The 11,255-nt window shown below is 66.3% G+C and carries 8 protein-coding genes; 3 read left to right on the top strand and 5 right to left on the bottom strand.

What is annotated here, in order from left to right:
- The first annotated feature begins 15 nt into the window (after window positions 1–15).
- Entirely contained in the window at window positions 16–744 is a 729-nt protein-coding gene (locus VN634_12280) for a hypothetical protein (GenBank protein HXC51658.1), read from the top strand.
- Here the strand turns inward: VN634_12280 and VN634_12285 are convergent.
- From VN634_12285 to VN634_12305, 5 genes are all read right to left on the bottom strand, one after another.
- A complete protein-coding gene (locus VN634_12285; GenBank protein HXC51659.1) occupies window positions 741–2,594 on the bottom strand; it encodes an alkaline phosphatase family protein in 1,854 nt (617 codons plus the stop codon). The genes VN634_12280 and VN634_12285 overlap by 4 nt on opposite strands.
- Before the next feature lie 86 nt (window positions 2,595–2,680).
- Window positions 2,681–3,550, bottom strand: coding sequence for a zinc metalloprotease HtpX (locus VN634_12290; GenBank protein HXC51660.1), 870 nt, complete (start codon window positions 3,548–3,550; stop codon window positions 2,681–2,683).
- A 57-nt stretch (window positions 3,551–3,607) separates the two neighbouring features.
- Window positions 3,608–4,591 carry a magnesium transporter CorA family protein gene (locus VN634_12295; GenBank protein HXC51661.1) on the bottom strand — a complete coding sequence of 328 codons (984 nt, stop codon included), beginning with the start codon at window positions 4,589–4,591 and terminating at the stop codon, window positions 3,608–3,610.
- An 88-nt stretch (window positions 4,592–4,679) separates the two neighbouring features.
- Window positions 4,680–6,272: a flippase gene (locus tag VN634_12300; protein HXC51662.1), complete on the bottom strand. Its 1,593-nt coding sequence runs from the start codon at window positions 6,270–6,272 to the stop codon at window positions 4,680–4,682.
- The gene (locus tag VN634_12305) at window positions 6,269–8,821 is read right to left on the bottom strand and encodes a hypothetical protein (GenBank protein ID HXC51663.1); all 2,553 of its coding nucleotides are present in this window, start codon (window positions 8,819–8,821) and stop codon (window positions 6,269–6,271) included. Before VN634_12305 ends, VN634_12300 begins: the two co-directional genes overlap by 4 nt.
- Window positions 8,822–8,990: 169 nt before the next feature.
- On the opposite strand from VN634_12305, the gene VN634_12310 reads away from it, so the two are divergent.
- Complete coding sequence (locus tag VN634_12310) at window positions 8,991–9,881, top strand: 2OG-Fe(II) oxygenase (GenBank protein HXC51664.1); 891 nt, start codon at window positions 8,991–8,993, stop codon at window positions 9,879–9,881.
- Window positions 9,882–10,233: 352 nt separating this feature from the next.
- On the top strand, window positions 10,234–11,121 hold the full coding sequence (locus VN634_12315; protein ID HXC51665.1) for a 2OG-Fe(II) oxygenase: 888 nt from the start codon (window positions 10,234–10,236) through the stop codon (window positions 11,119–11,121).
- Window positions 11,122–11,255 lie beyond the last annotated feature (134 nt).

Raw genomic sequence — 11,255 nt, forward strand, 5'->3', positions numbered from 1 at the left:
CCACAGGAAAGACCGATGAGCCTTCTCGCGACCGCCGCACCATCGAACGTTGCCGTCGTGGGCTTCGTTACCCTCGTCACGGTCGTCACCGTCGCGATCGTCGGCCTCGTGCCGATCGCATCGCAGCGGGCGGGAGACAACCAGCGCGTCGCCGCGCGGCGGACCGCGACGGTCGCGATCTCGCTTGCAGGCTGGCTTGCGCTCACGTGGCTCGTTGCCGCCAGCGGCATCCTCGAGCAGTTCGATCGCCGGCCTCCGCCGCTCCTCCTGCTGGTGGGCTCGTCGCTGATCCTGTCGACCGTGGTCGCATTCTCGCGCTTCGGCCTGCTGCTCGCACGATCGCTGCCGACGGCAATGCTGGTCGGCATCCACGTGTTTCGCCTGCCGCTCGAGCTCATCCTGTACCAGCTGAGCTTTGACGGCGTGCTGCCCGTGCAGATGACGTTCGACGGGATGAACTACGACATCCTGACCGGGATCCTCGCGGCCGCGGTCGCGCTGTGGGCGTCATGGTACGAGCCGCCGCGAGCCGTCCTCCTGATGTGGAATCTGCTCGGGCTGTTCCTGCTGCTGGTGATCATGACGATTGCGATGCTGTCGGCGCCGCTGCCGATTCGCCTGTTTCCGAACGATCCGGCCAACGCGATCGTCGCGACGGCGCCGTTCGTCTGGCTGCCGACCGTGCTCGTGCAGGTCGCGTGGATCGGCCACCTTCTCGTCTTTCGAAGACTGCGCCGACGCTAGCGGTGCGGCGCCTTGCGGACCGCCTCCGCAAGAACGTCGCCGGTTGCGCGCGCCGGCGCCGGCACGCCGATGAGCGCGGCAATCGTCGGCGCGACATCGGTGGCGTCGACCCTTCGATCGATGACCGCGTGCGGAACGCCCGGCCCGCAAAAGATCAGCGGAACGAACGTGTCGTAGTCCCACGGTGTTCCGTGTCCGGTCGCGAACTGGCTCGAGGTCGGAAGCTCGAACGAGATCTGCCAGCCCGGTTTCGCGACGACGTGGATGTCGCCGGACCTTTCGGGATGAAAACTTCGCGCGGCCGAGCGCGCGACCAGCGTATCGGGAAGTTTCCCGCCCTGGATGTCGCCGCGCGTGAACGCGAATGCGACGCCGGGGAGCTTCGCAATCTCGGCCGCCACCGACCGTTCCGCGGCTTCGGGCTCGATCCCGTGCGAAAGCAGGGCGTCGCGATCCAGATAGATGTACGGCGGCCATCGCCGGATGAAGCCCGTCCCGACGCGTTTGGCGATCTTGACCGCGGCGGCGGTATTCTCGGCCGCCGACAGCAGGATGTGTCCGCCGTCGATCTTCTGTGCGGCAAGCTCCTCGGGAGGCTCGGCCACGCCGTGATCGGCAGTCAGCACGAACAGCGTGTGCCCGCTTCCGGCGGCGTCGTCGGCTGCCTTCATCAGCTCGGCGATCCTGCGGTCGATGCGCAGCACCTCGTCTTCCATCTCGAGGCTGTCGGGCCCGTAGCGATGCCCGATGTAGTCGTTCGACGAGAACGATACCGACAGATAATCGACGACCGAATCGTGGCCGAGATGCTCGGAGTGGATGAGTGCACGCGTGAAATCCACGAGCAGGTCATCGCCGAACGGGCTTGCTTCGAGCGCCGGATAGAATCCGTCACCAAGGCGCGAACGGTCGAAGCGGTGCGGAAACGTGCGCGTCATTCCGGCCGGCGGCGATTCCCACGGCTGGTCATCCTTGCCGATGAAGCGATAGGTCTTCGCCGGCAGCAGAAGCTTCCACGACTTTCCGTCGTAATGATCGGCGTGATGCGCCTTGTTCCAGCTCACCACCCAGGCCGGGAGCTTGCGATCGGGATAGTAGTAGCTGCTCGACTCGAATTGCCCGGTGGCGTCGGACATCCACAGCGCCTTTCCGGTATGGCCGCCCATCGGCACGGCCGCCCGGTCTTTCAGCGAGACGGCGAAGACCTTCGCTTTGCCGCGGCCGGCCTGAGCCACCGAATCGGCGATCGTCGGCGCGAGCATCGTCTGCGGGGAGCGACCGCGGCACGGCTTGCTGACGTCGGCGTGGCCGTTGGTTCCGGTCGCCGCGCCCGCCTTGTCGCCTTTGTCGCCGTCTTTGCCGGGACCGGGTCTGCTGTCGCTGCCGACGATCTCGGAGGCCGAATCCTCGATGTTGTAATGAGGATCGCCCTTGGCACGATCGAGCCAGACGTTGCCGACCATTCCGTGCACCGATGGATCGGCGCCGGTGGCGAGCGTGGCATGTCCGACGATCGTCTCGGTATTGGCGTGCCCGTGATGGGCGTCGGAAAACACCGCGCCCTGCTCGTAGAGGCGGCGAAATCCTCCGCTCGACCAGCGATCGCGCGAGCGCAGCGCAAGATCACCGCGAAGCTGGTCGACGATGATCTCGACCACGAGCCGCGTTGCCGGCGGTTTGTCGGCGGCCGCGGCAATCCCACCGGCGCGCGCGGCCAGCAGCATGGCCAGAACGGACGTCGCAGCGCGCCGCATGCTGCGCAGCCTGCGGTGATCGCCGACGCAGTCGCGGCGATGTCGCCGTCCGCCGCGATCGGAGATGCCGGGCCCGTCGTCTGAGGGGATCCTCACGCGCATCGGTCCGGCGAATCTGTCGCAAACCCGCGCACAGGTACAGAGTCGCAGTGGTGCGGATCAATTCGGGCCCGCCCCGTGCATCAGCGGCTCGGGCGTGCGTGCGGCGTGCGGGCCATTTCGTGCAGCCGCTCGATGCGCTCCTCGATCGGAGGGTGCGTCGAGAAAAGCTTCGCCATTCGTGCCTGCACCGACGACAGCGGGTTGACGATGTACAGGCTTGCCGTGGCCGGCGCGACATCGGCCGGGATGCGCTCGGCGTAGTGCTGGAGCTTGCCGAGCGCAGCGGCGAGCTTGTCGGGATCGCCGGAAAGCTCTGCGCCGGCATCGTCGGCGAGATATTCGCGCGAGCGGGAAATGCCGAGCTGGACGAGCGTGGCCGCAAGCGGGGCAACCAGCATCAGCAGCAGACCTCCCGCGCCCGAGCTGTCGTCGTCGTCGCTGCGCCGGCCGCCGAACAGGCCTGCGAACATCAGCGACTGCGCCGCGTAGCCGATTGCCGTCGCCATGACGGCTGCTATCGACGAAATCAGGATGTCCCGGTGGACGACGTGGCCGATCTCGTGCGCGAGCACCGCGCGCAGCTCCGAGCGGTCGAGCAGGTCGAGGATCCCGCGCGTCACCGCAACCACGCCGTGTGCCGGGCTGCGTCCGGTGGCGAATGCGTTCGGCTGCTGCTGGTCGATGATGCAGACTTTTGGTTTGGGGATTCCCGCCGCGCGCGCGAGCTCATCGACGATCGCATGCAGGTCCGGAGCTTCGGCCACGCTGACCTCGCGCGCGCCCGAGACGCGCAGCACGACGCGATCGCTGAAGAAGTAGGCTCCGAGGTTCATGACGGCAGCCATGACGACGAACAGCGTCGTGTTGCCCGGCGAAAGCACCTGCCCGATGCCGATGAGCAGCGCCGAAAGAACCCCCAGCAGAAAGATCGTCTTGAGCTGATTGGCCATGGGATACCCTGACGCGCGAGCGCCGGATTCCTTCGCTCTTCCTGCTCGAACGGGGCGTCAGCCTCCGAACCAGCCCTTCCTGCGGAACCACAGAAGCAACACGGTCGGGAGCAGCGCCATCGCCGCGATCGCCAGCATCAGCAGGCGGTCGTCGTCGAACGGCAGGTGCGCGAAGTTCATGCCGAAGAACCCCGTGAGGAAATTGAGCGGCAGGAAGATGGTCGACAGCACGGTCAGGCGCTGGATCACCTGGTTCTGCTGGCGCTCGACCAGCGCCAGCTGCACTTCCATCACGCTCTGCGCGAGCTCGCGCAGCGACTCGATCGATTCGTACTCGCGGTGGATGTGGTCGGATACGTCGCGAAAATAAAACAGCGACTTCTGCGAGATGAAGCCGTGCTCGCGCCTCGACAGCGCGCCGATCACGTCGCGCTGCGGAGCGAGCTGGCGGCGTACGCGCATCAGCGCACGGCGCACGATCACGACCCTGCCGATGTCGCCCTGCATCCCGTCGCCCCGGCTCGCCTGGATGCTCAGATGCTCGAGGCGGTCTTCGATGGTTGCCAGGATCGGCGCGTGGCTGTCGACGAGATGATCGAGCAGCCGGTAGAGCTCGCCGTCGGCGCCATGCGGCTCGCGCGCGTGCCCGCGAAGGAACGCCTGCCACGCCTCTTCGACCGGAAGAATGCGGCGATCGTCGTAGATCGTCGCGATCCAGTTGCGACCGACGATGAAGTGCAGCTCGTGCGGATGAGCGGTCGTGTCCGCGCTCGCGAACCAGTGCACGACGAGGAACAGATAGCCGGGATACTCCTCGAGCTTGGCGCGCTGATTGCGGTGGGTCAGGTCCTCGACTGTAAGAGGATGAAGGCCGAGCGTCTTCTCGAGCGCCTCGAGCTCGTCGGGAGCGGGCGCACCGCAGTCCATCCACAGCAGCTCGTCGGGAGTTTCGTCGGCCGTGGCCAGCCACGTCAGCGCGTCCTCGAAGCTGAGGTCGTGTGCCGGGGAACCCGGAATGCTGGACAGTGCGGTGCGGATCATCGGTGCGGCCCCAGGCGGCGCAGTCTCCACAAACAACGTGGACCGGTCACAGGCAAGCCGGCCCGCCTGCGGACCCGAAACCCGGCAGTCAGGCCGTGCCCCGCCGCGCCAGCAGCGACTGCAGGAGGCGCCACTCAGCGGCACCGAAGACGCGAAGGCCGGCGACGGCGGCGATGTAGACGACGAGCGTAAACGCCATCGACGCCCAGCCGTCGAGCCGGACCACGTGCGCGGCCACCACCGCGATCGCAACCGCCGCAAACGGCCGCAGCGCCGACCGCAGCGACGCGCGAACGTAGCGACGCGTCGGTGCGATCATCGCGAGCGACAGCTGCGACGCCGCGCTGGTCGCGAGCGTGGCGGCCGCCGCACCGACGGCGCCGTAGCGCGAGATCGCGAACCACGACGTCACCGCGCCGACCGCGGCGAACGCGAGCGTGTTGCGCGACAGCGCACGCTCGCTGTGGGTTGCAACCAGAAGATTGAGGATCACCGTGCCGGTCGCGCTGAACAGCGCCGTGAACGCCAGCAGCGACAGGATCACGCCGGCTTCGGCGAACGCGGGTCCGAACAGCCGGCGCATGATCAGGTCGCCGCCGGCCGCGCACAGCACGACCGGAATGCCGGTCGCCGCGACGAGATAACGGGTCGAGCGCTCGGCGGTTTCGAACAGCTGCGGAGACTCGCGCGCGTGCAGGCCCGCCATCAGCGGATAGACGCTGATCATCAGAGCTTCGGGAAGCAGCGTGAACGCCTCGGTCACGCGCGACGCGGCGCCGAGCTGGCCGACGTCGACCGGGCCGCGCAGCGACATCAGCAGGATCTGCCCGATGCGAAGGCTGACGGTCATCGCGAACGCGTTGACCATGAGCGGCACCACACCGCCGGCAAGCCGCCGCCAGCGCTCGAAATCGAAACGGATGCGCGGCGCGACTTCGCCGCGCAGCGCGAACGCGACCAGTACGAACGTAAGCAGATTGGCGGCCGACATCGCCGCGAAGATCGACGGCAGGCTGCTGCCGCTGCGAACCGCCAGCACGACACCGATCGCGAGCAGCACCGCCCGCAGCGCAGCCTGCGCGAACAGCGCACCGATCTCGAGGCGCGCGCGCTGCCACGCACGATACGCACCGCCGAGCGCCGTCGGCAGGTTGAGCGCAGCCACCAGCATCAGGCCCGGCGGCGTCTGGTGATTCGATGCGACGCCGACCAGCGCAACCGACAGCACGACCGAGATCATCGCCATCGTCAGCTTCAGGGCGAGGCCGGCATGCAGCAGCGCATCGCGCTCGGCCGGATCCTGGCTCATCGTGCGCACGAGCACGGTATCGATGCTGTAGTCCGAGACGATCTGGAAGAACGCCAGGTACGCGATCACGAACGAGTAGATGCCGAACTCGGCCGGGCCGAGCGCACGCGCAAGATAGAGAAGGATCAGGACCGGCAGAACCTTGTCGACCGCCTGCGTCAGCAGGCCGTACCATGCGCGGCGGGCGACATGGTGCGCGCTGTGAAGCGACTCCACGCGAGCGACCGGCTTCGCTGCCGTGAGGTCTTCGCGAAGCGCAGGCTGTTCGCGATCCGCCGGCTGTTCCGGCTCGGGATCGAGGCCCGGCGACTGCACCTCGGTAAAGTCCGAGACGCCCATTTCGCTGAACGCTGGCCGTTCGGGCTCGCTCATCGCACGTCGCGCGCTTCGCGCTGCCGGCTCGCGCGCGACCGCAGCAGGATCGCCGTGCCGGCAAGGTAGATGGCCGCAGCCAGGAGCGAAACCGTCCGGAAGCCCGCGGACATCGCGATCAGCACGGCGAGCGTGGTCGCCGTGACCGATCCGACGCCGTTGACCCCCCACGCCCACGGCACCAGGCGCGGATGCTCGCGTGCAATGCAGGTGATTCCGAGCGGCATGAACATTCCGAGCAGCAGCCCGATCGGCATCTGCGCAGCGACTGCGATCAGGATGCGGGCGCCGAGCTCGAGATGGAGCGCTGCATCGAACATCCCGGGCAGGCCGAACGTGTAGACGACGACGATCGCCGCAAGCGCCGGTGCAAGCCGGCGCAGCGCCGCTTCCGGCCGCGCCGCGAAGCGCCCCGACAGAAGGCTTCCGAGGCTCGAGAACAGCAGCAGCGAAAAGATCGTGACCGAAAGCGCGTGGGTCGGCGAGCCGAGAAACAGCACGAACGTCTGCACGAAGCTGATCTCGATGAACATGAAGCCGACGCCGAGCGCGAGGAAGTACGCGAGGTAGCCCGCGACGCCGCGCTCGCCGAGACCCGAGCGCGCGCCAAGCAGCAGCGGCCCGATCACGAGCACGCCTCCGAGCAGCGTCGACTGCACGACCATCAGCAGCAGCACGACCTGCCCGATGAACGATCCGGGCATGATGAAATAGATCCCGCTGTCGGTCGCGAGATTCTTCCAGCGCGCAACGTTGTAGAAGAACGGATTGGTGTCGTACGTGGCATCGATCGCGAACATCGACGAGTCGATTACGCGCCGGCGCGCCTCTTCGTCGGGCCCGAGGATCGCCGCCATCGGCGAGTCGGCCATCCCCGGCGCGTAGAGCATCCGGAACCCGTTGTCGCGCACGAATCCGGAAACCCGCGCGATCTCCTCCGGCGTGAACGGAGTCTTCCTGATCATCACCGATTCGTTCTGTGCGAACTGGCCCTCGGTGCTCGATCCGACCACGAGGATGTTGGCGCCGGGATCGCGGACACCGGTTTGCTGGAGCGCGCGCACGCCGATCATCGCGAGCCGCGTGATCAGCGGCGGCAGCTCGCCCGGCGGCGTCAGGTCGCCGAGCACGATCGTGACGATTCCGTCCGGCGAGAGCCGGCGGAAGTAGTCTTTCATGGCATCGACCGTGTAGAGATAGCTCTCGGCGAGCACGTAGGCGCCAGCCGCCTGCGCCGCGAACGTATCCACGGCAGTGATCTGCACGAGATCGAACGTCTCGCTGGAGCGACGCATGAAGTGGCGTCCTTCTCCGGGGACGAGCGTCACGTCGTCGCGGTCATAGAAGCCGCCGGTGAAGTCGCGCAGCCGGTCGTGAAGGAGCTTTACGGTTTCCGGCTGGAGCTCAGCGCCGGTCACGTGCCGCGCGTGGTGCTTGATCGCGTTGAACAGGTCGATGCCGCCGCCGACGCCGATCGCGACGACGTTCGGTTTGTCGAGCACGAGATACGGAAGGGTCAGCAGATGATGGTCGAGGATCTCGAACTCGCGATCGATGTCGCCGTGGAACGCGTAGACATCCGAGCCGTTGCTTCCATCGTACGTCAGGCGGCAGACCGGCGGCGGCTCGCCATGATACGTGGTGCCCACTCCAATCCCGCTCCACCACGACTTCGTGCTCGGCGTCGCCCATCCGAAAGCATCGACTCGATTGATCGCCGTCCATTTCGACATCCGGTCCGTGCGCTGTTCGAACGGCGGCGTTCCGGGAGGACTGACGGAAAGCGTCGCGAGATGCTTCGAGCTGGTGACCGCGACCGGAAGATGTCGTCCGGCGGGAGCGGCGAGCACGATGACGAGAACTCCGGCCGCGACGAGTCGCGCACAGGCACCGCTTCGTCCGCCGGACCATGCGACGGCGCCTGCCGCCAGCAGCATCGCTCCTGCCGCCGCAAAGATCAGGCCGGGAACCGTGAAGGCCTCGATGAACCACACCGCGAACGCGCAGCCTGCTGCGGCGCCGAGCAGATCCCAGAAGTACAGGCGTCCCATCGCGCCGGGATACGCGGCAAACGGCACGCTCACGGCAAATCCGGACAGCAGGAACGGAGCGCCGACCACGACGTAATACACGAGCAGGCTGATCGAGAACTTGAGCGGCTTGTGAACGAGGTTTTCCACCTCGATCGGGAACTCGGCGAGAAACGAAATTCCGGCGATCGTGACCACGGCGGCAACGGCGAGAGCCGCTGCGAGGAATCGCTCGCCGCGCCGTGCCACGAAATTCGGAAACGCCGCGACGATCGCTCCCGTCGATCCGAAACCGAGCAGCGCGACGCTGATGGTCAGGTATGCGAAGTGGTACCAGATCGTGAACGAGAAGAACCTGGTCAGCGAAACCTCGAGACAAAGCAGCGCCGACGACGTCAGCAGCAGGGCAAGATAGACGCCGGTATGCGGACGCGCGCCCCAGCCCGAAACGGCCAGGCCGCCAGTGCCGACGGCATCGTCCGACGATTCGGGTCTGGCGGTTTTGCTGGAGACGGTCATGGAAGGCTCGAACAGAAGTGCGCGTCGGAGGCACCGACCGGCCTCCAATATGAGAAGGAAACCCTCGAAACAACGAGGCGGCAGGAGCCCGGAGGTCGGGCCTGCTTTGGCGCCTTGCCTCGCGTTAGCGCCTTGCGATGATCGGCCCGGGCCGTCATAACTCGGGGCGATGAACGCGAACGCGAACGCGACTGCGACGGCGGACAGGCAGACCCGCCTCGAACTGTTCGATTACGACCGCTACGAAGCCGAGCTCGACGAGCTGGCCGGGAAGTATCAGGCGGGCAAGCCGTTCCCGCATCTCGCGTTCGAGAATTTCCTGTCTCCCGCTGCTGCCGGCGAAGTTGCGCGCGTGTTTCCGACCGAGCTCGACTCGCACTGGATCCGCTATCGCCACGTCAACGAGAACAAGGCGAGCACCGACCGGTGGGACGACTTCCCGCCGATCATCGCCGACGTGATCCGCGAGATGAATTCTCCGCGTTTCCTCGCACTGATCAGCCGCATGACCGGCATCGACGGGTTGCTTGCCGATCCGGAGATCGAAGGTGGAGGAATGCACCAGGCGTGGACCGGTGGGTTCCTCAACGTGCATACCGATTTCACGATGCACCGGCACAACCCGACGTGGCGGCGGCGCTGCAACCTGATCCTTTATTTCAACGACGACTGGGATCTTTCGTGGGGCGGAACCCTTCAGCTGTGGGACTTCGAGATGAACACCGTCAAGGCGACGGTGCCGTGCCTGCTGAACCATGCCGTGCTGTTCAACACTCCGAACGCTCTGCATGGCTTTCCCGATCCGCTGACCTGCCCGGACGATCGCAGCCGCAAGAGCCTGCAGTGGTACTACTACACCGTCGATGAGGCCGCCGACGCGCTGCCGGTCGCGACCACCTATTACGCCCGGCCGGTCGATCCGCCGATGAAGCGCCTGCTCGTGCGTCTCGACAACGTCGCGCTGCGCGCCTACGCATGGGTCAAGCGAAACCTCGGCCTGTCGGATACATTGGTAAGCCGCGTCATGTCGCTGTTTTCGCAGGGCAAGCATCACCATTGAGCCGCCCGTAACCCGGGCGGTCCGTGCCCCGGTGCACCACGGGTACCCATCAGCAACGGAGCCGAAAAAGCTCCCGCCGGGCCCTTTCGCACCTTGCCATCCGGGCTGCAGGCCGTCATAACCTCGGGACGCGGGAACCTCCCGCAACGAGATCCCGCGAGAATCCGCTGGATCATCGGATGGGGCGCCTCACTTTTGGGGCAGTCGGGGGCGCAGACGATCGCGGGCATCGAGCGGTACGCGCTTGGCGAGGGCCGGCAGGTTCTCGGCATCGGGCTCGTCTCTGCGGACTCTGCGCGAGGCCCGGACAAGACGCCGGAATGAGTTAGATCAGTCGGCGGCAGGGGACACGATGACTTCCGAATCCACGGCACGAGCTGACGACGACACCGGCGCCGGTCCTGCAGGCGAGCAGCCGCTGTTCGACTACGCCCGATGGGAGGCCCAGCTTCCCGAGCTCACCCGCCGCTACGATAACGACCATCCGTTTCCCCACATCATTCTCGAAAACCTGATCTCGCCTGAGATCGCGAAGCGCGCCGTCGAAGATTTCCCGTCGGCCGATTCGGGAGAATGGATCCAGTACCGGCACGTGAGCGAGAAGAAGCTCGGCCAGAACAAGCGCGAGTGCATCCCGCCGCTGCACCTTTCCATCATCGACGAGTTCAACAGCCCGCGCTTCCTCGCCTTCCTCAGCAAGCTGACCGGCATCGAAGGGCTGGTTCCGGATCCGGGGCTCGAGGGCGGCGGGCTTCATCAGATTCCGCGTCTCGGCTTTCTCAACATCCACGCCGATTTCACCGCGCACGTCCACCAGCCGCTGTGGGCCCGGCGAGTGAACCTGCTGCTGTACCTGAACCCGGACTGGAAAGAAGAGTACGGCGGCCACCTCGAGCTGTGGGACCGCAAGATGAAGGGCTGCACCGAGAAGGTGCTGCCGGTGCTGAACCGCTGCGTGATCTTCAGCACCAATTCGGATTCGTTCCACGGACATCCCGATCCGCTGACCTGTCCGGTCGGACGCACGCGCAAGTCGCTGGCGCTGTACTACTACACGGTCGAAGCCGTCGAGCCGGAACGACACTCGACGGATTACAGGGCGCGGCCGCAGGACAGCCGCGCGCGCGCTGCGTTCATCTGGCTCGACAAGAAAGCGCTGCGCGCGTACGACTTCGTCAAGCGGCGGCTCGGCATCGACGATCGGTTCGTCAGCCGTATTCTGCGGCGCTTCTCGAAGTAAGCCTGAAGTTCCCTCGTCACCGCAGAAGCACCGCACATCATGAACGTTTCATCGGAGCCGCTGCAACGGCGCGCACTGGCATTGGAACCGGAGCGCGAGTTGCGCTGCCCACCTGTCGCCTGATAGCCATCGCA

It is taken from the genome of Candidatus Limnocylindrales bacterium (genome assembly GCA_035571835.1).
GTDB lineage: Bacteria > Desulfobacterota > Binatia > UBA1149 > CAITLU01 > DATNBU01.